The sequence below is a fragment of the Burkholderia sp. S171 genome (assembly GCF_009766085.1).
Taxonomy (GTDB): Bacteria; Pseudomonadota; Gammaproteobacteria; order Burkholderiales; family Burkholderiaceae; genus Caballeronia.
In genome coordinates, this window is sequence record NZ_LMUF01000038.1 from 87,617 (window position 1) to 112,134 (window position 24,518).

At 61.8% G+C, this 24,518-nt stretch carries 22 protein-coding genes and 1 pseudogene; 16 read left to right on the forward strand and 7 right to left on the reverse strand.

Going from position 1 to position 24,518, the window contains the following annotated elements; translation table 11 throughout:
- The first annotated feature begins 136 nt into the window (after positions 1-136).
- The 8 genes from GSQ93_RS19900 (at position 137) to GSQ93_RS19935 (ending at position 8,694) form a co-directional block, all read left to right on the forward strand.
- Positions 137-1,426 carry an MFS transporter gene (locus tag GSQ93_RS19900; RefSeq protein WP_158937363.1) on the forward strand — a complete coding sequence of 430 codons (1,290 nt, stop codon included), beginning with the start codon at positions 137-139 and terminating at the stop codon, positions 1,424-1,426.
- A gap of 155 nt (positions 1,427-1,581) precedes the next feature.
- On the forward strand, positions 1,582-2,766 hold the full coding sequence (locus GSQ93_RS19905; RefSeq protein ID WP_158937364.1) for a porin: 1,185 nt from the start codon (positions 1,582-1,584) through the stop codon (positions 2,764-2,766).
- Positions 2,767-2,940: 174 nt separating this feature from the next.
- A complete protein-coding gene (locus GSQ93_RS19910; RefSeq protein ID WP_158937365.1) occupies positions 2,941-3,336 on the forward strand; it encodes a cupin domain-containing protein in 396 nt (131 codons plus the stop codon).
- Positions 3,337-4,110 (forward strand): HpcH/HpaI aldolase/citrate lyase family protein, encoded by a 774-nt coding sequence (locus GSQ93_RS19915; protein WP_158937366.1) that lies wholly within the window; start codon positions 3,337-3,339, stop codon positions 4,108-4,110.
- 34 nt (positions 4,111-4,144) lie between these two features.
- Positions 4,145-5,092, forward strand: a complete 948-nt coding sequence (locus GSQ93_RS19920; RefSeq protein WP_158937367.1) for a DUF6282 family protein — start codon at positions 4,145-4,147, stop codon at positions 5,090-5,092.
- A 43-nt stretch (positions 5,093-5,135) separates the two neighbouring features.
- Positions 5,136-6,050, forward strand: coding sequence for an IclR family transcriptional regulator (locus GSQ93_RS19925; protein WP_216857639.1), 915 nt, complete (start codon positions 5,136-5,138; stop codon positions 6,048-6,050).
- Complete coding sequence (locus GSQ93_RS19930) at positions 6,047-7,096, forward strand: dihydroorotate dehydrogenase (protein ID WP_158937368.1); 1,050 nt, start codon at positions 6,047-6,049, stop codon at positions 7,094-7,096. Before GSQ93_RS19925 ends, GSQ93_RS19930 begins: the two co-directional genes overlap by 4 nt.
- A gap of 248 nt (positions 7,097-7,344) precedes the next feature.
- Entirely contained in the window at positions 7,345-8,694 is a 1,350-nt protein-coding gene (locus GSQ93_RS19935; protein WP_254073951.1) for an MFS transporter, read from the forward strand.
- 79 nt (positions 8,695-8,773) lie between these two features.
- Here the strand turns inward: GSQ93_RS19935 and GSQ93_RS19940 are convergent, their stop codons facing one another.
- Together GSQ93_RS19940 and GSQ93_RS19945 are read right to left on the reverse strand one after the other, a co-directional pair.
- Complete coding sequence (locus tag GSQ93_RS19940; RefSeq protein WP_367889769.1) at positions 8,774-9,385, reverse strand: fumarate hydratase C-terminal domain-containing protein; 612 nt, start codon at positions 9,383-9,385, stop codon at positions 8,774-8,776.
- The gene (locus GSQ93_RS19945) at positions 9,385-10,257 is read right to left on the reverse strand and encodes a fumarate hydratase (protein ID WP_158937369.1); all 873 of its coding nucleotides are present in this window, start codon (positions 10,255-10,257) and stop codon (positions 9,385-9,387) included. Before GSQ93_RS19945 ends, GSQ93_RS19940 begins: the two co-directional genes overlap by 1 nt.
- Positions 10,258-10,414: 157 nt before the next feature.
- On the opposite strand from GSQ93_RS19945, the gene GSQ93_RS19950 reads away from it, so the two are divergent.
- Positions 10,415-11,449 carry a ketopantoate reductase family protein gene (locus tag GSQ93_RS19950; protein ID WP_158937370.1) on the forward strand — a complete coding sequence of 345 codons (1,035 nt, stop codon included), beginning with the start codon at positions 10,415-10,417 and terminating at the stop codon, positions 11,447-11,449.
- A gap of 21 nt (positions 11,450-11,470) precedes the next feature.
- On the opposite strand, the gene GSQ93_RS19955 is transcribed toward GSQ93_RS19950, so the two are convergent.
- The 4 genes from GSQ93_RS19955 to GSQ93_RS19970 all read right to left on the reverse strand — a co-directional run bounded on the left by GSQ93_RS19955 (position 11,471) and on the right by GSQ93_RS19970 (position 15,240).
- Complete coding sequence (locus GSQ93_RS19955; protein ID WP_158937371.1) at positions 11,471-12,331, reverse strand: hypothetical protein; 861 nt, start codon at positions 12,329-12,331, stop codon at positions 11,471-11,473.
- A gap of 26 nt (positions 12,332-12,357) precedes the next feature.
- On the reverse strand, positions 12,358-12,984 hold the full coding sequence (locus GSQ93_RS19960; protein WP_158937372.1) for a flavin reductase family protein: 627 nt from the start codon (positions 12,982-12,984) through the stop codon (positions 12,358-12,360).
- A 29-nt stretch (positions 12,985-13,013) separates the two neighbouring features.
- The gene (locus GSQ93_RS19965) at positions 13,014-13,976 is read right to left on the reverse strand and encodes an amidohydrolase (RefSeq protein WP_158937373.1); all 963 of its coding nucleotides are present in this window, start codon (positions 13,974-13,976) and stop codon (positions 13,014-13,016) included.
- Between the two features lie 91 nt (positions 13,977-14,067).
- A complete protein-coding gene (locus GSQ93_RS19970) occupies positions 14,068-15,240 on the reverse strand; it encodes a porin (RefSeq protein WP_158937374.1) in 1,173 nt (390 codons plus the stop codon).
- 374 nt (positions 15,241-15,614) lie between these two features.
- Here GSQ93_RS19970 and GSQ93_RS19975 point away from each other — a divergent pair, with 374 nt between their 5' ends.
- From GSQ93_RS19975 to GSQ93_RS38185, 4 genes and pseudogenes are all read left to right on the forward strand, one after another.
- The gene (locus GSQ93_RS19975; protein ID WP_158937375.1) at positions 15,615-16,934 is read left to right on the forward strand and encodes an MFS transporter; all 1,320 of its coding nucleotides are present in this window, start codon (positions 15,615-15,617) and stop codon (positions 16,932-16,934) included.
- 27 nt (positions 16,935-16,961) lie between these two features.
- Positions 16,962-17,693 (forward strand): HpcH/HpaI aldolase/citrate lyase family protein, encoded by a 732-nt coding sequence (locus GSQ93_RS19980; RefSeq protein ID WP_158937376.1) that lies wholly within the window; start codon positions 16,962-16,964, stop codon positions 17,691-17,693.
- A gap of 98 nt (positions 17,694-17,791) precedes the next feature.
- Positions 17,792-18,568: a DNA-binding transcriptional regulator gene (locus GSQ93_RS19985; protein WP_254073952.1), complete on the forward strand. Its 777-nt coding sequence runs from the start codon at positions 17,792-17,794 to the stop codon at positions 18,566-18,568.
- A gap of 274 nt (positions 18,569-18,842) precedes the next feature.
- Positions 18,843-19,125, forward strand: a pseudogene (locus GSQ93_RS38185) (ABC transporter permease); the annotation flags it as partial.
- A 350-nt stretch (positions 19,126-19,475) separates the two neighbouring features.
- On the opposite strand, the gene GSQ93_RS38730 reads toward GSQ93_RS38185, so the two are convergent.
- Positions 19,476-19,883, reverse strand: a complete 408-nt coding sequence (locus GSQ93_RS38730) for an FAD-binding protein (RefSeq protein ID WP_121947658.1) — start codon at positions 19,881-19,883, stop codon at positions 19,476-19,478.
- 373 nt (positions 19,884-20,256) lie between these two features.
- Between GSQ93_RS38730 and GSQ93_RS20000 the strand changes: the two genes are divergently transcribed.
- The 3 genes from GSQ93_RS20000 to GSQ93_RS20010 all read left to right on the forward strand — a co-directional run bounded on the left by GSQ93_RS20000 (position 20,257) and on the right by GSQ93_RS20010 (position 24,510).
- Complete coding sequence (locus GSQ93_RS20000) at positions 20,257-21,075, forward strand: LuxR C-terminal-related transcriptional regulator (RefSeq protein ID WP_158937378.1); 819 nt, start codon at positions 20,257-20,259, stop codon at positions 21,073-21,075.
- 117 nt (positions 21,076-21,192) lie between these two features.
- Positions 21,193-22,695 (forward strand): MFS transporter, encoded by a 1,503-nt coding sequence (locus GSQ93_RS20005; RefSeq protein WP_254073953.1) that lies wholly within the window; start codon positions 21,193-21,195, stop codon positions 22,693-22,695.
- Between the two features lie 117 nt (positions 22,696-22,812).
- A complete protein-coding gene (locus GSQ93_RS20010; RefSeq protein ID WP_158937379.1) occupies positions 22,813-24,510 on the forward strand; it encodes an FAD-dependent oxidoreductase in 1,698 nt (565 codons plus the stop codon).
- The last annotated feature ends 8 nt before the right edge of the window (positions 24,511-24,518 follow it).

Sequence of the window (24,518 nt, forward strand, 5' to 3'; positions counted from 1 at the left end):
CAAAGCTCGTCCTTGACAAAAACAAATGATCAACATATTGTTTCGCCCAAGAGAACGTAATTCTCTACAAAAAAATGAAGTGCACGAGTAATACCGCTCCGTGTCACACAAAACGGCCCGCAGGAGACGCCTCAAAATGCAAAGTTCCGATTCGCCGGCAGACCACGCGTTGCTAAATCGCGTGTTCTGGCGGGTAATGCCCATCGTCATGCTGATGTACATGGTCGCGGTCATCGACCGGCAGAACGTCGGCTTCGCCAAGCTGCAAATGGTGCATGCGCTCGGCATGAGTGAAATGGCGTATGGCCTCGCCTCGTCGCTATTCTTTATCGGCTATCTCGTCTTCGAGGTGCCGAGCGCACTTGCGGTCCACCGCTTTGGCGCGAGGGTATGGTTTGCGCGCATCGTGCTCACGTGGGGATTGCTCACGATCCTGCTCGGCTTCTGCGTATCGGGCTCGATGTTTACCGCCATGCGCTTTCTCCTGGGGTCCGCCGAGGCCGGACTGTATCCGGGTCTCATCTATTACCTGACGCTGTGGTTTCCGCGGAGCTATCAGGTCCGCGCGCTAGGCGTGCTGACGCTCGGAAGCGCGATCGGCAACATGGCTGGCTCCATCATGGGCGGCCTGTTTCTCGACATCAATGGCTGGCTTGGTTTCGCAGGCTGGCAATGGGTGTTTATCGCCACCGGCATTCCCGCCCTGATCGTCACCGCGTTGATATGGATTTATCTGCCGGACACACCAGGGCGCGCCGGCTTCTTGACGAGCCCGGAGAAAACCCGCCTCCTCGCCGCGATCGAACGTGAACGCATCCCTGTTACCGGGCATGCAAGTATCTGGTCCGCCCTTGTCGACCCGCGCACGTTGCTGTTTTCCTTCGCCTACGTGCTCATCCTGACTTCCCTGTACGGCGTGATCTATTGGCTGCCGACGGTCATCAAAGGTTTCGGCGCGACGGGTTCGCTCAATGGTTTGCTCAATGCGATTCCCTGGGGCATCGCCACGGTCATGCTGTTGATCCTGCCGCGGCGCTTGCGCGACGAACAGGAGGTACTGCTGACCATGGCAGCAATCGCCGCGCTCGGCGTGGTGTGTTTCCTTGTCAGCATCAGCGCGGATTCCGTCATGGTGCGCTTCATTGCGCTGGCCATCGGCACACCCTGCATCTCGCTTGTCCTGCCCTGTTTCTGGTCGATTCCGCCGCGATATTTCAATGGTGCACAAGCGGCGGCAAGCGTTGCGGCAATCAGCAGCTTCGGCAACATTGGCGGTTTTCTCGCCCAAAACATCATGCCCTGGGTCGCTAAACAGGCCGGCACTCCCGGCGCCGCGATGTACGTCCCGGCCGCATGCCTCGTTGTGCTGGCGATCGGCGCGATCCGTTTTCGCACCCGGCGGACGGCGCTCCCCGCTAAAGCCTGACGCCGCCCGGTTCACTCGTCCGGCCTGACCATTCGTTTTTCGATCAAGGCGCCGCGAATTTCGCGGCGCGTGGATAGTGACATCGGCTTTACTTCAATGCATCTTTTTTAATTTATTTAGTCATTCTAAGAAATATAAAAAACCGGAGACCCTTGATGAAGAAAATACTCGTTGCTACGCTCGCCTCTGCCTTTGCAAGTGGCGCATTCGCTCAAAGCAGCGTCACGTTGTACGGAATTGTCGATGCGGGCATTCTCATCAACACGAACGCGGGAGGCAAACCGCTAACGGCGCTTACAGGGGGTAACCAGAGCGCGAATCGCTTTGGCTTTTCGGGCACGGAAGACCTTGGTGGCGGGCTGAAGGCCATCTTCACAATGGAGAACGGGTTTAATCTCGCCAACGGCACGATGTCGAGCGGACTCGAATTTGCCCGTCAGGCCTTTGTCGGACTGAGCGGGCCATTCGGCACGATCAGTCTGGGACGCCAGTATCTGACGCTGACCGCGTTCCTCACGCCGTTCGAAGCGGGCGCGGACTGGGCGGCGCGCGGATCGGGCTACGGCTATCACCCTGGCGGCCTGGACGATGTGGACGGCTCCGAGCGCGCCAACAACGCAATCAAATTCACCAGCAATTCCTATCGCGGCTTGCGCGTGGGCGCCACCTACAGCTTCGGCGGCGTAGCCGGCGCGGTGACGCAGAACGAGTTGCTCTCCGCGGGTTTGGCGTACAACAATGGCCCGTTTGCTTTTGCCGCGGCCTACCTGTTCGTCAAGGCCCCGAACTTTTCGTTGTTCGGCAATAACGGCACCAGCAATGCACCTACGAGCGCGAGTGCCATCAACATCACCAGTCCCGTGTTCAGAGGCTATGCATCGGCGGCCTCCCAGCAGGAATTTGGCGCGGGTGCGTCGTACACCATCGGCCGGGCAACGGTCGGCGGAATATTTACCAGCACGCAATTCAAGGACATCGGCGGCACGGTCATCAACGGTGCGAAGCCGGCTACGGCCATCGCCGGTTCATCGCCCACCTTCAATACCGCCGAAATCAATCTCAAGTACCAGCTCACCCCGTCCTTTCTGCTTGGCGTGATGTACGCGTACACCCGGGCAAGCTCGTATGCCGGGGAGAGCGGCGCGAGCTACCAGCAGCTCAGTCTCGGCGCTGATTACTTCTTGTCGAAGCGGACCGACCTGTATCTCGTCGGGCTCCACGAAAAGGCCGCAGGCATTGATTCGACCGGCAAACCCGCCGTCGCCGCCATGACGTTCGCGACCCCCTCTACGAGCAACGAGCAAACCGTGCTGACGTTCGGCATGCGCCATACGTTCTAACGGGAAAAAGAAGGTTACCGAAGCACTAAAGCGCCTTGACACCGCATCGGCCGATGTCTAGTATTGTTTCTACAAACGAAATACGATTCTTTTGAAAAGAACTTAAAAGATCATCGGAAAGCGACGAGACGGGTCGCTTCCGACCGCCCCCAACAGAATGGAGAGACAGCCAGAATGACAACTCAAGACTTGCTGCATAACTGGAATGACCTGCCCCGTGAAGTCGTTCGGAAGGGAGTCGAGCGGGTTGGCTTCCGCGGCGACAACGCCATGTGCGTGATGAACTGGCTGACGCCCGGCATGACGGTTTTTCCGCATAGCCATACTTTCGAACAGCTCGTCATCATCGTGCAGGGCCGGGTGCGGTTTCACCTCGGCGACGAGGTGGTGGAAGGCGGCCCGGGCACCATGATTCGCATCCCGCCGCATGTCATGCACTACGCAGAACCGGTTGGCGACGAGGTCGTGCTCAACCTGGACGTATTTGCACCGCTGCGTGAGGACTACCGGCATCTGGTGGAATATCAAGCCGCGGAATTCGAACCACAACGCGCAAGCACAGGTGTTTGAATGAGCCAGCATTTCGCGGCCCGACTGCGGGACCGGCAATTATTAGGCGGCACGTTCATCAAGACGCCGCAGTCGCATCACGGGGAGATCGCCGGTCTCGCGGGGCTTGATTTCGTGGTGTTCGACAGCGAACACGCGCCCTTTTCCGCCGCCCAACTCGATCATTGCCTGCTCGGCGCACGCGCCGCGGGCATTGCATCGCTGGTGCGCCTCCGTCAATCAAGCCCTTCTGACGTGTTGCAGGCACTCGATATGGGCGCTACCGGCGTACTGGTGCCGCACGTCACTTCCGCCCGGCAGGCGCGTGAGATTGTCGCGAGCGCGCGTTACCGGGACGGGTTGCGCGGCTTCAGCAACTCGCCGCGCGCCGGTGCCTACGGTGGCCATTCGATGCTCCAACACATCGAGCGCAGCGATAGTGAAACCGCTGTGCTCTGCCAGATCGAAGACCGCGAAGCCGTCGAGGCAATCGACGAGATCGCGGGCGTGGCGGGCATCGACTGCCTCTTCATCGGCCGCGCGGATCTCTCGGTGTCGTATCGATTGTTCGACGTCGATCATCCCGAGGTCGAACGTGCAATTCAGCGCGTGGCATCGGCTGGGCGCTCGGCATGCGTGCCGGTTGGCATGTTCGTCGCCGATACCGCGGCGATGGCCCGTTATGCCGCCCTCGGCGTCACGCTGTTCGTGATCGGATCAGACCAGAGCCTCTTGCGCAGCGGCTTCAGCAAACTCAGCCAGAGCGTTGCCGAACTGCGCAGCCAAATTCAATAGCCGTTACGACGTGCTCAACCAGACGGAAAATCTCATGTCCACACTAGACGACACCCGCACCACGCGCGATCCGGCCTATATCGGCAGCCTGCTGCGCGGCACGATCGACCTGCATTGTCATAGCGGCCCCTCAGTCATGCCGCGTTACCTGGACCACATCGAAGCAATGCGCGAAGCGTCATCGGCGGGCCTGCGCGCGGTGCTGCTCAAGGATCACTACTACTCGGCAACGCCCGTTACGGCGCTGCTGAACAAGCACTTCGCGGATCTCGGCGTGCTGATGCTCTCTGGCGTTCCTCTGAACAACACGGTCGGCGGCATCAATGTTCACGCGGTCGAGCACGGCATCAAGCTGGGCGCGCGGCTTGTGTGGATGCCCACGTTCTCGTCGGCGAACCACATCAACCATCACAAGCAAGACGCGCATTTCGACCAGAAATTCCCGCAGACCACGCAGAAGATGCTTGCTCCCATTCCGCTCTCGGTGCTCGACGGCGACGGCAAGCTCAAGGAGGAAGTCAAGGCGATCCTCGATCTCATCGCGGATGCGGACATTGTTCTCTCAGCCGGGCACCTGAACATAACTGAAATCTGGCCGCTCTTCGAAGAAGCGCGCAAACGCGGCGTGAAGCGGCTGCTCGTGAATCATCCGACCTATGTGGTGGACGCGACACTCGACGACATGCGCCAGCTCGCAAAAGAAGGCGTGTACATGGAGCATTCCATGTGCATGTGGGTACCGGGCTCGAAGTTCCGCTTCTATGATCCAGAGTTCCTGCGCGACGTCATCGAAGCGGGCACAGTCGATCTCACCATTCTCGGCTCCGACCTCGGTCAGAAGGGCAACCCGACAATCGTCGAGGGCTTTCGCAGCGTGATCGAAACCGCGCTCGACATTGGGTATAGTGAAGCGGACATCCGGAAGATGACCTCCACGAATGCGGCGCGATTGATGAACATTGAACTGCCCGCGTCCCGCTGAGCATCCCCCGCCAACCATCACGAAAACGGCACAGGAGATCGAGTTGCCCAAGAGTCTGCCCCGTCCCAGGAATGCCGTATTGCCTTCAGAGCCGGCTATCGAGGCCAGCAATACCACGCCGATCGACAAGAGCGGCCCCGCGCTGCTCGAATCGGTGGCCATCGTGTTCAGGCTGCTCGACGAGCTGTCGGCGGCACGCCGGCCGCTCGGCGTCACCGAGCTTGCGGATATCGTCGATGAGCCGAAGCCACGTGTGTACCGACATCTGGCGTCGATGCGGCAAATGGGCGCCGTCGAACAGGACCCTTCGACCGAGAAATACCGGCTGGGGGCGAAGCTCGTTATTTACGGCACAGCCGCCAGCGAGCAGTTCGACTTGCGCGCCATCGCCGATCCGTATCTGACGAAGTTGCGCGACACACTCGGTCAAAGCGCGGTGCTGTCGGTCGTCACGCACGATTCGGCACTGGTTGTCGCGGCGGTCGACTCGAACAACGGCGTGTGCATCACGGTCAAGCCGGGCAACCGGGTGCCGGCGCACTGCTCCGCCCAGGGACGGCTCGTGCTGGCGTTCCTGCCGCCAGAGGACCAGCAGCGCATCTTGCGCCGCAAGCTGCAAAGGTTCACGGCCCGCTCGATCACGGACCCGGTGGTGCTGGCGAGGCGCCTCGAAGCCGTGCGTGCGCAACTGTACGAAGATGCGAACGGTGAAATGATCGACGGCATCAACGTGCTGAGCGCGCCGATCTTTCGCGACAACGACGTGATGGTCGGCGCAATTGGCATTATCGGTCCCACGCACGACGTGCCGTCGCCGCCGCCGCCGGCCTTGCTTGAACACGTGCAGCAGGCCGCCGCCGAATTGAGCGAGCGGCTTAACTGCGACAAATATCGTCGCGCCGGTCTGCCGTCGACCGTGGGTGACCAGACAAAAGCATTAGCAGGAAATCACCGATGACCTCCCTGACCACCCGGATCGGGTCGATCGTGCTGAAAAACCCGGTGATCTGCGGATCGGGCGAGCACACCATGACGGCCGCCGGCATCCGCGCCGCACTCGAGGCTGGCGCGGCCGCCGTGGTGGCGAAATCGACCAATGAATCGAACGCTGCCAAAGCTCAGCTCGACAAGACCGATTACGCGCTCTTCGACAGCAACTGGACGCGCTTGCCCTGGAATTTCCAGCCGCCCGCCGATGCGTCGCTCTTCTGCCGCTCGGGTCTCGTGCAGAGCGAATTCGAGCCGTGGCTCGACCAGCTCGCGGCATTGGATAAAGAAGCTGCCGAGCGTAACGCCTACGTGATCCCCAGCCTGATTCTCGCCGACCTGGATCGCTGCGTTGAACAGGCGCAGCGGATCGAAGCGCGTGGGCTGCGTGTCCTCGAGCTGAACATCGGCGCGCCGCATGGCGAAGAGGCCGCAAAGGGCGCCATCGTTCTCGAACGCGATGTCGAACGTATCGAAATAATCGTGGCCCGCGTACGTGCCGCGATCCGCCTGCCGCTGTGGATCAAACTGACGGGTCAAAGCGAGAACGTCGTTGCACTCGCGGATGCCGCGAGACGGGGCAGCGCGGACGCGGTCGTGATGATGGGGCGCTTCATGGGCTTCCTGCCCGACCTCGATACCGGCGCGCCTGTGCTGGGCACATCGGCGGCTATCGGCGGCGGCTGGGCATTGCCGCTGACGGCGCGTTGGCTGATGCTCACACGCAAGAAGCTGGGCACGTCGTTCCCCTTGCTCGCCACGAACGGCGCCCGCAATGGCCTCGATGTCGCGCGATTTCTGCTGTCGGGCGCGGCTGCGACTGAAATGACCTCGGCCGTTTTCACGCGTGGTTATCGCGTGCTCACAGAGGCGATCGAAGAACTGGATGGATACGTAAAACAACGCGGAAAATCGGTGGAAGAACTGCTGGGTTCGGCCGCCGACCGCGTCGAAACCTATCAGGAACAGAATGACCGGCCGCAGTATTGGCAGGAATTCGCGCCGCCTGCTGGATAGCCTGCCCGGGCGCAGGAAACCTGCTGTCGTTTGCGGCCGTAGCTGATTCAAACGCATCAGGTTGCTTCACCCGGCCTTAAGTCGTTGCAACCCCGCTGCATCTATTGAATACGCCCAAGCCCGCGTCCGATCTGTCGAACGCGGCGGGACACCCCTGCCCGTCATTCATGGCGTGGACAGACCGAACTCACGATACGAGCCGGCTCGACCGGCCACTCGCACCGCACATCCTGCGTGCGCAAGGAGACATGATGAGATTTCTCACCGCCGCTTCGTTCGACGATCCAGTCGACGATCGAATCTACAATCGCGTCGCCACGCGTTTGCTGCCGTTCCTGATGCTGCTCTATATCGTTTCGTTTCTCGACAAGATCAATGTCGGGTTTGCGAAGGCGGGCATGTCGGCGGAACTGGGGCTCAGCAACACCGCGTTTGGCATAGGCGCCGGCATATTCTTTATTGGCTACTGCATCTGCGAAATCCCGAGCAACCTGGCGTTGCAACGCTTCGGCGCACGCGTGTGGATCGCCCGCATCATGATCGTGTGGGGCGCCATTTCGGTCGCCATGATGTTCGTCACGACCGAGCGCGAGTTTTTCATTGCGCGTTTCGTGCTCGGTGTCGCCGAAGCGGGATTCTATCCGGGGGTCGTCTTCTATCTGACCTTCTGGTTTCCGGCTCGGCTGCGTTCGCAGGTTTGCGCATTATTCTTCCTCGGCATATCGCTCTCGGGTGTCGTGGGCGGACCCTTGTCGGGCGGGATTCTGACGATCTTCGAAGGCGTGCACGGACTGCACGGCTGGCGTTGGTTATTTCTGCTCGAAGGCCTGCCCGCCGTACTCCTCGGCGTCGTCACGCTGTTCTGGCTCGACGACGGCCCCGCCAAGGCGAAGTGGCTGCCGGCCGCTGACCGGGAGCGGATTGCCGCCACGCTGGAACAGGAGAATACGAGCCGCGCCGGCGAATCCCAACACCGTTTCGCCGATGCCTTTCGCAATCGCAACGTGTGGCTGATGACCGCCGTGAACTTTGCGCTGCTGGGTAATACTTATGGCGTGTCGTTCTGGCTGCCGCAGATCGCTCGCGGTCTCGGCGTGCGCAACCCGATGGCCAACGGACTCGTGACCATGCTGCCGTTTGTCGTCGCTTCGATCGCCATGCTCGTCATCAGCCGCAGCTCGGACCGCCACGGTGAACGGCGTTTCCATTTGATTGCGAGTTCTTTCGCATCGGCGGCCGGCCTTGCACTCGCTGCCGTCTCGGCGGGCATGCCGGTGCTTTCGCTGACCGGTCTCGCGCTTGCGCTGTCCGGCGCGCTGGGCGGTCTCGCGGTGCTCTGGGCGATCCCCGGCACGTTGCTGAGCGGTACCGCCGCCGGCGCGGCGATCGCGCTGATGGCGACCGTCGGCAACCTCAGCGGCTACGCAAGTCCCGTGCTGATCGGATGGATCAGTCAGCGCACCGGACATGTCGAAGACGGCCTGCTGGCGTTGGCCGCTATCACCTGCGCGTTGTCGGTATGCGCGTGGGGCCTGGCTCGCGTCATGGTCGTCGCCAGCCCGGACAGCGAGCCGGCGTTGCTCTCGTCCCGTCCCTGAACTGAGTCCGCTCTTCGCTCTTTCGGAGTCCGTTGTAAATTCACTCTCGCTGACCATTTGACCGGTCAGCGAGCAACGATCAGCGATGCCCGAGCGTATCGACAATGCCCGGCATCCGCGCCGTGGCTTGCTCGTGAAGCTGCGTATAGAGACTGTTGCCATGCGCGTCGATCGCGACTGTCGCCGGTCCGAGCTGCTCGACTTCGAGCGTGAGCAGCCGGAACTGCGAGATGTACTCGGTCCAGTTCATCGCCACGACCCGGCGCAGCGCACGCGACAGCAGATTCGCGCCGCCGCCGAGAAACGACAGATAGACGCAGCCGCTTTCGCGCAACGCCGTCGTGCTGGCTTCGTCGAGGCCGCCCTTGCCACCCACCAGCCGCACGCCGAGCCCGCGGATCAGTGTCGGCATCCACGGGTTATAGCGCGTGCTGGTGCTCGGGTTCAGATAAAGCGGCACCGGTCCGTCCGCAGTCTCGTCAACATAAGTGCTCAGATGAAAGAACGCGCCGCCGCGCAGGTCGATCGGCAACGGCGCGCCTTGCGTCACTGCCTCCGCGAGCCGGCAGTGGGTCGGCAGGCCGATGCTGACGGTGATCTCACCGGACAGCCGCACCATGTCGCCGAGCTTGAGATCGAGCACGCTGTCACGCGTGAGCGGCAAACGTAGATCGTGTAATTTGCTCATCATCAGCTTTCCATGAATTCGACGCGGCCATCGCCGTGAATACGGGCCGCCGTGCGCCGGTTGATCCAGCAGTTGAAACACACCGCGATCGGCACGAAGCCATGGCTCGCGGCATAGTCGATGTGCACGGCCATCGCCGTGGTATCCCCGCCGGTTCCCATCGGTCCGAAACCCATCGCGTTGACGGCGTCGAGCAGGCGCTGCTCCATGCGAGCAAGAATGGGCTCGGGATTGGTCTGGCCGAACGGCCGCAGCATCTGCTCTTTCGCGAGCCGCGCCGCGTAGTCGAAGGTGCCGCCTATGCCGACACCGATCACGAGCGGCAAGCAGGGCTGCGAGCCGGCCCGCAGCATTGTGTCGAGCACGAAGCGCTCGATCTGGTCGAGCGTCGGATACACGAACGCTTCGATCGCTTCCCAGCGGCCCGTGCCCATCGCCTTCGGCGCGCAGACGATATCCACGTAGTCGGCGTCGTCGATCACGTCGAAGGCGACGATCGGCATGTCCTTGCCTGCATAGCTGCGTTCGTGCGTCAGCGGGTTCGTGACCATCTTGAGGATCGGTGGCGAGATGTTCGCCGCGAGCTCGGCAAAGCCTTCGCGAATCGCGGCTCGCACCGGCCCGTCGAATTGAACCCGGGTGCCGATCTTGATGCTGTAGGTCGGAATGCCGACGTCGCTGCACACCAGCGTGCCGTCGCGCTTCGCGCCGTCGGCGCTTTCCAGCATGATGGTCAGCGTGGCCTTCCCGGTCGGATGGGTCTCGGCGCCCGACGCGCGCTGCAGAAACGCGCGCGTATCGTTGGGTATCGCCTTGAGTGACCGTTCGTAAAGTTGCGCGGTGACGCGCTTGAGAATCGAGCTGTCAATAGACATTGTCGTGCTTCCTTCAGATATAACCGGGCCGGCCACGGCCGGCGCATGTCATGCGAGCGCGCCGGATTCCGCCAGGAGAAAAGCCCGTAAAAACGCGGAGGCCGAACGGGCGGCGCAGCGACAATAGGCGAATTCCATCGATAAAAATGAGGCCACCATGAATCCACTCCTCACTACTACGCGACGCATCGGCATCGTCGGCGCGGGCGCGATCGGCGGCCATTTCGCCGCGCGTCTCGCGCTCGCCGGCCATCGCGTGTCGATACTCGCACGCGGCGCGACGCTGGAAGCGCTGGCAACTTCCGGACTGCGTTATACGTGCCCCGGCGAAGCCGAACGCACCGTGCCGGTCGACGCCCACGCAAATTGTGCGGACATGGGGCCGCAGGACCTGGTGATCATCGCGCTGAAGTCGCATGAGTTGCCCGGTATCGCCGCATCGCTCGCGCCGCTGCTTGGGCCTGAAACCGTCATACTGCCGGTCGGAAACGGCTTGCCGTGGTGGTACTTCCTCACGCCAGGCCAATCCACCCAATCCAGCGCCCCGCTCGAAGGCTTGCGCCTCGCCAGTGTCGACCCGGACGGTGGTATCGAGCGGGCACTGGCATTCGAACAGGTGCTCGGCGGCAGCGTGATGGCGTCGTGCAGTTCGCCGGCGCCCGGCGTGGTGCATCACCACAGCGGCGGCAAGATCGTGATCGGCGAGCCGTGCGGCGGCATTAGCGCGCGCGCAAGCGACTGGGCGCAAGTGCTGACGGCCGCGGACCTGCCCGCCCACGCCAGCGACGACATTCGCCGCGATCTGTGGATCAAATTGCTCGGTAACGTGTGCTCGAATCCGCTCAGCCTGATCACGCAGGCAAGCACCGACCGCCTGCTCGACGATCCCGGCACGCACGCGCTGTTCGCAAGCCTGATGGCGGAATGCCTCGCGCTCGGCCGGCGCGCCGGTCTCACGCTCGACATCTACATCGCGCAACGCATTGCCCAGACGCGCCAGCTCGGCGCGGTCAGGTCCTCGATGCTGCAGGACCTGGAGGCCGGACGCCGCGTCGAGCTCGACGCGATTCTCGGCGCGCCGCTGGAGTGTGCTGCAAGGCTCGATTTCGAGGCGCCATTGATGCAGACCGTATTTGCGCTGAGCCGCCTGCGCGCGGCGCAAGCCGGCCTGTATGGCGCACGCTCTCTCTGATGCTGATTCGGACACGAGCGCTCAGCCGCGCGTGGAGTCAGGCGTGGAGTCAGGCGTGTAGTCAGGCGTGTAGTCGGCTGAATTGGCGACCCAGCCTTTGTCGATAAAGTCCTTGCGCGGCGGCGAGAACACGTCGATCAGCAGATGACGGCCCGCGCCGACGCCTTCGGTCGTATGGATCAGTTGAACCGGCACCGTGATCATCGAAGCCGGGCCGGCTTCGAGATGCTGGTCGTCGCGCCACTGGTTCGCATCGGCACCCCATTGCACGCGCAGGTGATGAACAAAATGCCCGTCGATGGCGAGCGAGCCCTGTTCGAACTCGCCGTGGCTGTGCGGGCTCAATTTCGAGCGGTCACGCGCGTCCTGATACTCGACCCAGTTGATGCTGAGCGTGTCCGTTTGCAGCATTTTCAGACGCGGCTTGTCAGCCGGCGGCTGAATGCCGTCGATCGCGATCACCTGTAGTTCACCGTTGCCGCGCGTGCGCCGGTAACCGGCGTCGCTGCCGATAATCCGGGCGTCGGGCGACGCATAGTCGTGGTCGTTGCGCGCGGTGCCGGGCGCAAGATCCTCACGCGACGACGCGATCAGCACCGCGTGGGCGCCGTGGTGCGGCTGCACGGCGATCTCGCCGGCCGGCAGCACGCACACGCTGCGGCCCGCCACCGTTTGCGCGGCGTTCTGTCCGCTGCGTCCGATGCGCACTTCAGCGCCGTCCCCGGGAAGCAGCAGCAGCATTTCATGCGCGCTGTGCGCTTCGAACACCTTGCCGTCGCCTTCCAGCCATTGCACGAAGAAGTTCTGGCCGCGCGCCACGGCGCCGGGTGCGAGATCGTAGACAGCGGTTTCCCGCACGCCGGTTTCGGTTGTAGTCGTCATGTTGGTTCCTTCAATATTATGTGGAGTTAGTCGCGCCGCGGGCTCGGCCGGCCCAGGATGTCCATGCGGCCGACGGTCGAATAGCGGTTGCCGTCCATGCGGGTCAGTGGCTCGGCGCGGGCGGTGTCGAAATTCCCGTCTGCATCGACGAAACGCTCGTCCAGATGCACGCCGACGATGCGCCCGAACACCACGTTGCTGAACGTTTCGCCGGGCCCTGTCGGCTCGATGTCGACGATCCTCAGCAACCGGCACTCCATGCTCGCCGGCGACGCTGCGACCCGCGGCGGTTTGACCATCACGCTCGGCGCTTTTTCGAGGCCGGCCAGTTCGAACTCGTCGACGCCGTACGGCGCGTTCATCGAACTGAGATTCATGGGCTCGCGCAAATCCCAGGTGGCGAGGTTCGTGACGAATTCACCGGTTTCGCGCACGTTGGCGATGGTGTCCTTCTCGTGCCGGTCGGCCGGCGCGTTGCACGAAAAGATCACCACCGGCGGTGACGTCGAGACAAGATTGAAATGCGAGAACGGCGCGAGATTCACCTGGCCTTTGCCGTTGATCGTGCTGATCCAGCCAATCGGGCGCGGTGCGACGATCGCGTTGAACAGCGTGCGCTTGAAGCCGGGCGTATCCGCCGGGTCTAGAAACATTGTTATCTCCTTGTGCGGACCTGGCGCCCTCAGGCGCGTACGCCGCCTTTCACGAACACCTTCTTGCCCGTTTCGTACAGCACGGCGTGGCGCTCCGCATCGGTCAGCAGAACAGTCGCGTCAAGGATGCGTTGCACCATGTTCTGGTACGTGCCCGACGACGTGCCGATATCGGAACCCCACATGATCCGGTCGGCGCCGAACATATCGACCGCACGGCGCAGCACCTGATCCGCCGGCGTATCAGTCTCGCGATAGATGTCGAGGTTGATCGACGTGAACTTGAAGAAGATGTTCGGCTCGGCCGCGAGCGGCACGAAGCGCTCGTCGAAACCGTAGTTGTCATCTTCGACCTCCGGTTCGAGCATGTGATCGAGCACCACCCGCAGATTCGGGAAGCGCCGCGCCAATTCGATAATGGCCGGCACCGACGGTCCGCCGCCCCCAATCGCCAGAACTTCCAGATCCATCACGATGCCGTATTCGTCGGCCACGGCCCACGTCTGCAACGCGCGTGGCGAATTCAGCCACGGCATCGTGCCGTCGGCTTCGCGGCCGCCGAACAGGCGCACGCCCGCGAGGCCGTGTTTCTCGATGTACGAGCGCACCAGCGACGGCGTGCCTTCGTCTTCCGCATCGAGAATGACGACGGCGGAAAAGATCTCCGGATGCTCATCCGACGAATCGAGGATGTAGCTGTTGTCGAAGCGATAGACCATGCGCTTTTGCACCGCCACCGCGCCCTCGACACGCTCATCCGCCATCCAGGGCAGCATGCGCGCCACGTCCGGCACTTCGTTGACCGGATGCTCGCCGTGTTTGCCGCCGGGCAGCCCGATCACGCCGGGCAGGCGCGGCGGCGCATTCGGCGAGCGCTTCATCGGATTGCGCGGATATCGCACCTGGTCGTCGGCCACGAGATGCGCGTGCGAGTCGAACAGTTTGACGGTCTGGCCAGCAGCGGCATTCGTGTTGTCTTGCGGGGAAGGCATGATGTCTCCAATGAAGTACGGGGGGTGCAAAAGCGGATCAGGCACCAAGGCCGGCAGTCGCGCTCGATCACCGGCCTTGCGCGCGTCACGTCTAGAACATATGGCGGATGCCCACGGTGACGCCAGTTTGCGCGTCACTCGTCGACGGCGTCGCGAACGTCAGCGCGGCGACCGCGCGATGGCCGGTCGAGTCGAAACCGCCGGCGGTCTCACGCAGCACGACGAAATACAGATCGGTCCGCTTCGACAGCGCATAGTCCGCGCCGAGATTCCATTGCTGATAGCTCGCGCCGCTCTCGCCGTTGTACGAACTCGCGCGCGTGTACGCGTAAGCGACGCCGAGCAGCAACGACGGTGTCAGACGATATTTCAAATTCGCTTCGGCCGTATTGAACGTCGCGGTCTGGCCGACTTCGCCTGCCGGCGGTTTCGAGCCCGCGACAGCAACGCTGCCGATATTAAAGAATTTCGTGTTCGTGTAGATGCCGCCGACCGTGAACGATCCGAACGCATACGACGCACCGGCGCCCGCCACCTGTTGCGAAGCGGCGGTCGCATAGCCGCTGAAGATCGGGCTTGCAAAGTTGTTGCCGGTCGCGCTGCTGGTAGCGTTGTTGCCGAACAGCGAGTAGTTGGGATTCTTCAGGTACAGGTAGGCCGCAGCGAACTTGAACGGTCCGCCGTCGTAATCCACGCCGGCGGAAATCATCTCGTTCTGCGTGGCGTTGCCCGCTACGCCGCCGAGGCTGTACGTCGCGCCGACCTGCACTCCGTGATAACGCGGGCTGACATACTTGACCGCATTGTTCGCACGCTCTGTACCGTCGACGTCGTCGAGGCCGGCCGGGTGATAGCCCCAGCCGGCGCCACGCGCCGCCCAGTCGGTGCCGGACGCAAACGGTCCCAGATAGCTCGACAGTGTCAGGTACTGGCGGCCGAGCGTCACCGTGCCGTAAGGCGTGCCAAGTCCGACGAAAGCCTGGCGGCCGAACATCAGTCCGCCTTGCAGTGCGCCGGTGGTCGTGGTGAAACCGTTTTCCAGCGTGAAGACCGCTTTATAGCCGCCGCCCAGATCTTCAACACCGCTCAGGCCGAAGCGCGACGCGCTCTCGTTGCCGCCGGCAATAGCGAATTGTGATTTGCCGCCCGCATTGGTGTTGTAGCGAAACCCGGCATCGACGATGCCGTATAGCGTCACGCTGCTTTGCGCATGTGCGGTGACAGCGGTGCCGCAGGCGGCAATCAGAAGTAGCGATTTTTTCATGTGGGGTCTCCTCACAATATGTTGGCCCGTTCGCGCTTGCATGACGGATCTTCCGAAAGCCGGCCGCCATTACGTTGGCAGCGCAACCTTCGATGCCTCATATGGTTTCATGCGAACCCGGCTGCGCCAAGCGCGCTTCCGCAACTTTCCGCACCGCGAAAAGCATGCGTCGCCGTGTGGCCCTCAATTCCATCCTCCCGATATCGATTCCGCCACGCGAAATTTTCATGATTCGCACTTGGACGACCGCTGGCCGCGACGTAGTATTGCTCGCCATTGACCCCGCGCCGTTCCGACCGGGGTCACCCCATAAAACCGGTGCCGCGCCGCGTGTCTTGCGCGCCGTTCAGCCGGTCCGCTACGTTGGAGGAGACATGCAGATTTCAGTTGCCCAGGCGGCCCACCCTGAAGTGGCGCAGGACGAAAGCCTGATCCGGCGCGTCTGGTGGCGCATCATGCCGTTGATCCTCGTGACCTACCTGGTGTCGGTCATCGACAAGATGAACGTCAGCTTCGCCAAGCTGCAAATGGTGCATCAGATCGGCCTGACCGAAACGGCTTATGGCCTGGCGTCGTCGCTGTTTTTCATCGGCTACCTGATCTTCGAGCTGCCGAGCGCGCTCGGCGTCCACCGCTTCGGGGCGCCGAAATGGATCTTCCGCATCGTATTTAGCTGGGGCATCGCGACCTTGTTGATCGCGTACACCTCGTCGGGTTCGATGTTCGCGGCGCTGCGCTTCCTGGTCGGCGCGGCTGAGGCCGGGCTCTATCCGGGCATCGTCTATTACCTGACCGTGTGGTTTCCGCGCCGCTATCAGGTGCGCGCGCTCGCACTGCTGACGCTGGGCAGCGCGCTGGGCAACATGCTGGGCTCGGGGTTCGGCGGCTTGCTGCTGTCGCTCGACGGCGTCTGGCATCACGCGGGCTGGCAGTGGGTGTTCATCGTCACCGGCGTGTTGGCGCTGGTGCTCGCACCGATCGTGCTGTTCTATCTGCCGCGCAGCGTGGAGACCGCGTCGTTCCTGAATCCGCAGGAGCGCAGCCGCCTTGCGCGGATGGTCGCCGACGAAGCGCCGGCCGCGCATCACGAAGGCAGCCTGTGGTCCGTGCTGTGGGACCGCAGGGTGCTGGCGTTCTCGCTCGGCTATACGTTGCTGCTCACGTCGCTCTACGGGCTGATCTACTGGCTGCCGACGGTGATCAAGGGGTTCGGCGTCTCGAGTTCGATGAACGGCCTGCTCACGTTGATTCCGTGGGCGCTGACCGCCGCGTTACTGCTGATCGTGCCGCGCCTGCTGACGAAAGAGCGTCACGTGCGGGTGGCCGCTGCGGCGATCGGCATGATCGGCTGCGTGGCGTTCGTGGTCAGCCTGCTGGTGAGCGATCCAACCTTGCGCTATCTCGCGCTCGTGGTCGGCACGCCTTGCACGTCGTTGCTGCTGCCGTGCTTCTGGTCGCTGCCATCGAAGTATTTCAGCGGCAAGCGCTCCGCCGCGAGCCTCGCCATCATCAGCAGCATCGGCAACTTCGGCGGCTTTCTCGCCCAGAACGCGATGCCGTGGATCGGCAAGACGCTCGGCCACCCCGGTTACGCGATGCTGCTGCCGGCGCTGTGCCTGCTGCTGCTCGGCTGCACCGCACTCGCGATGCAGTTCAACAGCGCTCGCGAGCCGCTCAATCCTGCCGCGTTCTGATACGGCCCTTCCCTTCTGCTTTCGTCCATGTCCACTTCTACGCAAGACCACACCGCACGCCAGATCGGCACTTTCGTCAAGACGGGCGCGCCGCAGATCATCGAGATTCTCGGCGCCGCGGGTCTTCATTTCGCCGTGATCGACGCAGAACACGCACCGTTCGATCGAGCGACGCTCGACGTCATGGTGATCGCCGCGCGCTCCGTGCAGCTGCCGCTGTTCGTGCGGATTCCCGACATGAACGCCGCGACGATCCAGTCCGCGCTCGATCTCGGCGCGTCGGGGCTGCTGGTGCCGCACGTCGACTCCGCCGACCAGGCGCGCACACTGGTCGCGCGCACCCGGTTCATCGACGGCGAGCGCGGTTTTTCGAGTTCACCGCGCTTTGCCGGTTACGGCGCGCTCGGGATGCAGGCGGCCATCGCGGCCGGCAACGGCACGGTCGTCATGTGTCAGATCGAGAGCCGTGCGGGTTGTGAAGCCGCGCGTGAAATCGCGGAGGTGGAGGGCGTGTCCGGTCTGTTCGTCGGCCGCGCCGATCTGGCTTTGTCGTTCGGGCTTACCAGCGCCCGCGCGCCCGACGTGATGCGAGCCACCGTTGAAGTACTCGACATCGCGCGGCGGTCCGGCAAGACGCCCGGCGTCGCGCTCGGCGAAGTCAGCGAATGCGCCGAATTCGAGCAGATGGGCGCCTCGTGGTTCGTGATCGGATCGGATCAATCGCTGCTTCGCAAGGGCGCGCTGACGTTGATGGCCTAGGTATTCGCCTTGCCTCGGGGCCACCGAAAAACTGCGATAATTCGCGTTTTTCGAGGAGCCTGCGCCTGACTCATCCGGCGCGGCCGACCACTGAGACCATGCAAGGCGAAAAGATGGCGGAACGCGAGTCCTCGATCCGGGCAGTGGAGCGAGCGATTACCCTGCTGCGCGCACTGAACCGGATGCCCGTTTCGACGCTCGACAGCCTGCATCAGTCGACTTCACTGCCCAAGCCCACCTTGATCCGGCTGTTGCGGACGTTCGAAGAACTGGGCCTCGCCGCACGCGGCGCGCGCCCTGGCGAATACCGTCTGCTCGACGGCGTCAACGCACTTAATTCGGGCTATCACCATGTGCCGCGTGTGGTCGAAATCGCTGCGCCGCTCGTGCGCAAACTCACTGAAGAAATCAAGTGGCCCATCGCTGTCGCCATGCTCGATGTCGACGCGCTGGTCGTGCGCTACAGCACGATTCCCTATTCGCCGCTGTCGCTGCTGCATTCGTCGATCAACATGCGCCTGAGCCTTGTCTCCCGTGCGTTGGGACGCGCGTATCTGGCGTTCTGCTCGTCCGAAGAACAGGAGATGCTGCTCGAAGTGGTGCGGCAAAGCCATCATCCCGAAGACCGGCTCGCCCAGGATCGCGAAGCGGTGCAAGCGATGCTCGATCAAACTCGTGGACGGGGATACGCGTTGCGGGATTCCACCGTTCGGCCGGTGTCCGGCACGATCGCCGTGCCGGTGATGGCGAAGGAATTCGTCGCCGCGTCGATTGGGCTGACGTGGTTTTCTTCTGCCCTGACGAGCGAGAAAGTGGTCGATAGATATCTCGATCGGATGCTCGACGTGGCGCTGCAGATTTCCGAACAGCTTTAACCGTCTAGTTCGGAACGTAGTTTAGCCGAAGGCTTGAACGGATCTCCACGAGATCGAACTGATGGACTCGTTCCGCGTATGTCAAGGTGCAAGAAGCTTGCTACGCTTTTGAACTTCCGGAACACCGCTTACGTCACTTGGCTAGACATGCGACGAAGGGATCACAACATTAAAGGCTCAGTGGCACCGAGACAAGTTTGCAAAAAAAACGGGCCAAAGGCTTCTGGGCTATCCAGTGGCAACGGCTGCCTTCTACGGGCCAGACGACACGGTGCTGGCGGCTTTGTTGCTGGCAGCATTCTCGGGCGGCGCAACGCTCGACATGGGCGCGGACGACGTGCTTTTATCGGTCGCCGTCGTGGTGATTGGCGGCACGCAGGTATCGGGCGGCCGAGCGGGTCCGTCTGGTGTCTGGAGCGCGGCCTGCTTTTTTGTTTCTGATCAATGCGCTGTTGAATGCGACAGGCGCAGGAGCCGGCTTGTGGGCGATTGTTTATGGGCTCCTGATTGTGGGCGTGACGGCCGTGGCGAGTGGGTCGGCTGCAGCGCGGCTTTGATGGGGATAGCCGATCTTTCGCTGCTTGGCAAGCGAGTACCGTTGCGCTCAAAACTCTCCGGACCGCAGGTGGCAATCACCGACAATTTTGATGCAATCGTCAATATTGCTCTGTTCATACGGCTGAGCTTTCGAAGACGATCCTTTATATGGCAGCGTTCGCATTAGTGACTTGAACGACGTATACGGAGCCGCCTCAGCACGCGCCACAGCGATTAGCTACTCAAGTATTTGTATATACTAAATACTAAAAATCGGTCAATTTTAGCTTTATGTCAAATTAAGTTACACCGGTCGTCGGCGGCACTGGTAATTGGCGCTTTCAGATCCTGGTTGATCGAGACGATCACCTTAGACTTTTTCCATGCCGCTCAGGTGGTGGATCGAGCCCGAGGTACCGACGCCGACATCTAGGTGTGGCGCGACGATCTTGTCGATCTGGCCCGGCAGACAATGCTTCCGCGCGAAGCCAGCATCGACCGCGGTACGCGAGGCACCCAATGCCGCTTTGAGCTTGTCGGCGAGCGCCCACCACCTTCGCGTAGTTCTCGTCGCCTCAGACCGAGGCCGGCCGGCACGACGAGGTGCATCGACATCCGTTTCGGGCGGTCCAGTTTCGGCGCTTCGCGGCTCGCGAACTAGGACAGGCCTGTGTGGGCGGCGGGTTTGAGCTTTTCTACTGCGGCGCTTCCGGCTTTGGATGCAACCGAGACGAAGCCCCTTCCCCGCACGGTAACTGCCTTGATCGCGGCGGCCGATTCAACGACGGCGATCGCGGCCCCTTACGTATCGGACGAACCCGCCGCCCACTGCGATGGACTCGACTGACCCGATGTCGAGCAGGGCCTAGAGCGCGCGCCCCACTGTCTTGGTCCCGCTGGGAAATCCAGTTAAATCGCCGCCCTTGCTGATCGCGAGTAAAATGCATCCGCAACATTTGACTGTGAGGCGCCGGCGGAGGCCGAAACGAGCATATTCCTCGGCTAACAAAATGTCCCCCAGCCTGTGATAATCACTTGTCGTCATGCGTGTTGGTGCGTCGTCGCCGCCCTCGCATATGGGTTTCTATCTGCGACATGATCGGACACCGGTCGCTCAGCGGGCGGGTAATTCACGGTTTCGGAAGCCAATCATGCGCTCATGGCGTCTCGATCGCGCAAGTCCGACGGGCCACCTAGACCTGTCCGGAGCGACAAGCCTAGTCTCATCCATCGGGTGTGAAGATTCCAATGCGTTCGCCGCGGAAGTCTTGAAGTTGTTAGGGGATGCCGCGGGAATCTCACAGTGCACCGTATTTGCATACGAGTTCGGCAATCGCCCCAGGACGATCTCCGTGGCGGATCACCGCGGCGGCCGATATTTGCGTGACGTGGCAGATACGTACGCCAAGCGCTTCTACGCCCTGGACGGCAACCAAACGATTATCTCGGCGGTCAGTCCCCAGAAGCTCGGCTCATCCGTCTTGCTACACCAGCAAGGCAGCGAAGACATCTTGCATGAGGGCTATCGGGCCGCGTGCTATCACCAGCCCGACGTGTCGGGCCGACTTTCCCTTTTGCTGCAACCGTCACAGGAAATCTGGCTCTCAGTCAATCTCTATCGGGATCGTAGGCGGGGAAATTTTCACCCGAGCGAAATCGCGCTGATCGAAGCCTTCGCCCCGCTGATCGCTAATGCCGCCAAGCATCATTACGCGCTTTGTGGCCAAATTCAGACCGGCATTCCGCAGCTCATGTTGGCGCGGGTCCGTGGGATCTGCCCGGACTTATCCAAGCGAGAACTCGATGTGCTCTGCGGCGTGTTGGAGGGCCGCACGGCGCAAGAAATCGGCGAACTGATGGGCGTCAAGGCCTCCAGCGTCGTGACCTACCAGAAGCGCGCTTACCGCCGCCTCGGCATTTCGAGCCAACGTCAGTTGTTCGCCTTGTGCCTGGCTCCCGGCAGAAACTGATCCTGCACTGTCCCGTCAATCCGACGTCGACTGTCCATTTGGTCGCGTGACGTTAAGGGTTTCCCCCATCCCATCTCGCCCTTCAAGTCGTACCCATTTTGGGGACAGCGCGAGCTAGTGGCACCCCATACTCCAGTCATCGCCATACCTCGCCGCCCTGACGAACCTGATGCGATTGCATTGAGCGCTGTGGCGCTCGACATAGACCTGATTCTGGAGACGACCTACATGGAAACCACCCCATCGGCCGACCGCGGCCCACTGCCTGGCGGTCCGGCGAACGGTGCTGGACCGGGCGCTTCACTGCAAGAGCAGCATGTCATTGCCAAGGTTTCTCGACACTTGCTTTGGTTTCTCTTCGTCCTGTTCTTCGTCTCGTTCCTGGATCGAATCAATATTGGATTTGCCGGACTAACCATGATGAAGGACCTCGGCCTTTCCGGAGTCCAGTTCGGTCTGGCCACAACGTTGTTCTATATCGCCTACATCGCGTTCGGCATTCCGAGCAACATCGTTTTGGCGCGCATCGGTGCGCGGAAATGGATCGGAACCATCATGATCGCATGGGGTCTGGCATCCACGGCAACCATGTTTGCGTCCAGCCCGGGCACGTTATATCTATTGCGCATTTTGGTCGGCGTGACGGAGGCCGGTTTTCTGCCAGGCATTTTGCTTTACATGACCTACTGGTTTCCGAGCGCATATCGCGCGAGAGCCAATGCCTTGTTCATGATCGCAATGCCGGTGACGGCCGCTGTCGGCTCCGCGCTGTCGGGATACATTCTGGCACTGGACGGGACTCTCGGACTTAAAGGTTGGCAATGGCTGTTTTTTCTTGAAGGCTTGCCCTCGGCAATCCTAGGACTCGTCGTGTTCGCTTATCTTCACGACGGCCCGGCAAAGGCGACCTGGCTCAGCGCAGATGAAAAGCGCACGCTGTCGCTCACGCTCGCCGCGGAGCACCGGGTCGATCCCGTGCCGCGCACATCGGCAACGGAAGAAAGAAGCCTTCTCAGCGAACTCGTCTCGCCGACCGTTATCAAGTTTGCGCTCGCCTATTTCTGTCTCGTCAACACGCTCGCCATGGTCGCCGTCTGGACACCGCTGATCGTGAAGAGCTTCAATACCGACGCGAGCAACCGCACCGTCGGTCTAATGGCTGCGATCCCGCAAATCTGCACGATCGTCGCGATGATCTGGTGGGGAAGGCGTTCTGATCGTAAGCAGGAACGCAAGTGGCACCTGTTGCTGCCCATGCTCTTCTCCGCTGCTGGCTGGCTTTGCACGGCTTACTCGGCAAAGCCCGTGGTTCAAATGCTGGGTATTTGCCTGGCGTCGGCAGGATCGTACACCGCCATGTCCATCTTTTGGACGACCCCCGATCACGCGCTGAGCTTCCGAGCCCGTGCGATCGGCATCGCAGTGATCAATGCTACAGGCAATATCGGCTCGGCCTTGAATCCACTGGTGGTGGGATGGCTGAAAGACCTGACGCATAGTTTCTCGGCCGGGTTGCTGTATGCGGCTGCACTGCTCGTGATTGGCGCCGTCGTAGTGGCTGTACTGCCGATCGAGCCGACGCGCCAGCGCCGCACTGAACCGGCAAGCAGCGTGAGCTAGACGGTGCTCGCTGCGCCGGCTGTTCGACTCAAACTATGGCGAAGTGTCTAGCGACGAGGGACGGGCCAACCACGATCCCAGCCGCACTTCGTTCAAGAATTCGTTAAGGAGCAAACGATGGAATTTAAACCTTACCCTTTTACTGCAAAAAAATACGCTGCCAAGTTGCCGAAGCTGGACAACGGCATTGAAACAAAGCGACATGCAGTTACGATCGTTGGCGGAGGTCCAGTCGGTCTGACGGTGGCCCTCGGACTGGCCAACCATGGCGTTCCCTCCGTATTGATCGAAGCCGACGACTCCGTTTGCTCTGGGAGCCGGGCCATCTGTATCTCGCGCCGGAGTCTGGAAATCATCGAGCGCCTGGGTGCAGCGGACGGGTTTCTGAAGACCGGGCTGCCATGGGCCGGTGGGCGAAGCTTCTACCGCGACACCGAAGTGCTGCACTTCAAAATGCCGCAGGACGACAACCAGAAACTGCCGCCGATGGTGAACCTTGCGCAATATCACATCGAGCAGTTTCTGCTGGACGCCGCGCAACGGAAATCCGACCTGATCGATATCCGCTGGCAGACACGGGCGACCGCCATCGAATCGCGCGTGGACGGCGCCACCCTTAACCTTGCAACTCCCGAAGGCGACTATTCGCTCAACACGGACTGGGTCGTCGCCTGTGATGGCGGGCGCAGCACGATTCGCGAGGCGCTAGGGCTGCAGCTCAAGGGCACGAGCTACGAGGGCCGCTATGTGATCGTCGATATCGAGCTTGAGAGCGACCGGCCGACCGAGCGCCTGGCCTACTTCGACCCGTCGTCCAACCCGGGTTCCACTGTGTTGGTCCACAAGCAGCCTGACAATGTCTGGCGCATCGACTATCAATTGCGTGACGGCGAAGACGCCGAGCAGGCGGTGAAGCCGGAAAACGTATTCCCGCGGGTGCAGAGCTTGTTAAACATGATGGGCGAGCGTGGTGACTGGGCCCCGATCTGGATCACGATCTACAAGGCCAATGCCCTGACCCTTGAAAGCTATCGTCATGACCGCGTGCTGTTCGGCGGCGATGCAGCCCACCTAGTCCCGATTTTTGGCGTACGCGGCGCAAACTCAGGAATCGACGACGCGGACAATCTGGCGTGGAAACTGGCCTTCGTGGTCCGCGGCCTCGCCTCCGAGGGACTTCTCGACAGCTACTCAGCCGAGCGCGTCTTTGCCGCCCACGAAAATCTCAGTTACGGCACCAAGAGTACCGAATTTATGGCGCCGCCGTCGTTCGCCTTCGAGTTGATGCGCAAAGCTGTTTTGAGTTTGGCGATCAAGCATGAACGCGTGCGTTCCTTGATCAACCCGCGGCAGACCTCGGCAATAACCTATACCGCGTCACCGCTGAATGCTGCGGAGATAGAGCCGGGCGCATTTACGACAGGTCCTGTGCCGGGCGCAGTACTTCCCGAGTGTCCCTTGACGATCGTCGAGGGCGGCAACGCGAGGGAAGCTCACCTGACAGACCTGGTCACCCCCTGCTTCACAGCCTTGCATTTTAGCGAAGACGGTAGGATACCTACAGAATTCTTTGCGCTCGAAGCAACACTTCAAGGCGAGAAGCTACCTTTCAAACTAATCCCTGTGACTTCGCATCTGCACCCTGAGACGAAAAGCGATCACAACTGGGACCATACGGGTCGGCTGTTTGCCATGTATGGCGCCAGACCCGGCACCGTGTATCTCGTTCGCCCGGACGGTCATGTGCTGGGGCGCTGGCACGCGGCAGCAGCCGCAGATATTGCGACAGCCATCCACCACGCCCTTAACTCGTGATCACGACC

Excerpts from the sequence above, each read along its gene's own strand:
- GSQ93_RS19935 (WP_254073951.1), top strand. The coding sequence starts at position 7,345 with ATGATGAGATTTCTCACCGCCGCTTCGTTCGACGATCCAGTCGACGAT.
- GSQ93_RS19950 (WP_158937370.1), top strand. The coding sequence starts at position 10,415 with ATGAATCCACTCCTCACTACTACGCGACGCATCGGCATCGTCGGCGCG.
- GSQ93_RS19940 (WP_367889769.1), bottom strand. The coding sequence starts at position 9,385 with ATGATGAGCAAATTACACGATCTACGTTTGCCGCTCACGCGTGACAGC.
- GSQ93_RS19955 (WP_158937371.1), bottom strand. The coding sequence starts at position 12,331 with ATGACGACTACAACCGAAACCGGCGTGCGGGAAACCGCTGTCTACGAT.
- GSQ93_RS20000 (WP_158937378.1), top strand. The coding sequence starts at position 20,257 with ATGCGCTCATGGCGTCTCGATCGCGCAAGTCCGACGGGCCACCTAGAC.
- GSQ93_RS19960 (WP_158937372.1), bottom strand. The coding sequence starts at position 12,984 with ATGTTTCTAGACCCGGCGGATACGCCCGGCTTCAAGCGCACGCTGTTC.
- GSQ93_RS19970 (WP_158937374.1), bottom strand. The coding sequence starts at position 15,240 with ATGAAAAAATCGCTACTTCTGATTGCCGCCTGCGGCACCGCTGTCACC.
- GSQ93_RS19905 (WP_158937364.1), top strand. The coding sequence starts at position 1,582 with ATGAAGAAAATACTCGTTGCTACGCTCGCCTCTGCCTTTGCAAGTGGC.
- GSQ93_RS19930 (WP_158937368.1), top strand. The coding sequence starts at position 6,047 with ATGACCTCCCTGACCACCCGGATCGGGTCGATCGTGCTGAAAAACCCG.
- GSQ93_RS19975 (WP_158937375.1), top strand. The coding sequence starts at position 15,615 with ATGCAGATTTCAGTTGCCCAGGCGGCCCACCCTGAAGTGGCGCAGGAC.
- GSQ93_RS19910 (WP_158937365.1), top strand. The coding sequence starts at position 2,941 with ATGACAACTCAAGACTTGCTGCATAACTGGAATGACCTGCCCCGTGAA.
- GSQ93_RS19945 (WP_158937369.1), bottom strand. The coding sequence starts at position 10,257 with ATGTCTATTGACAGCTCGATTCTCAAGCGCGTCACCGCGCAACTTTAC.
- GSQ93_RS19980 (WP_158937376.1), top strand. The coding sequence starts at position 16,962 with ATGTCCACTTCTACGCAAGACCACACCGCACGCCAGATCGGCACTTTC.
- GSQ93_RS19965 (WP_158937373.1), bottom strand. The coding sequence starts at position 13,976 with ATGCCTTCCCCGCAAGACAACACGAATGCCGCTGCTGGCCAGACCGTC.
- GSQ93_RS19985 (WP_254073952.1), top strand. The coding sequence starts at position 17,792 with ATGCAAGGCGAAAAGATGGCGGAACGCGAGTCCTCGATCCGGGCAGTG.
- GSQ93_RS19920 (WP_158937367.1), top strand. The coding sequence starts at position 4,145 with ATGTCCACACTAGACGACACCCGCACCACGCGCGATCCGGCCTATATC.
- GSQ93_RS20010 (WP_158937379.1), top strand. The coding sequence starts at position 22,813 with ATGGAATTTAAACCTTACCCTTTTACTGCAAAAAAATACGCTGCCAAG.
- GSQ93_RS19915 (WP_158937366.1), top strand. The coding sequence starts at position 3,337 with ATGAGCCAGCATTTCGCGGCCCGACTGCGGGACCGGCAATTATTAGGC.
- GSQ93_RS19900 (WP_158937363.1), top strand. The coding sequence starts at position 137 with ATGCAAAGTTCCGATTCGCCGGCAGACCACGCGTTGCTAAATCGCGTG.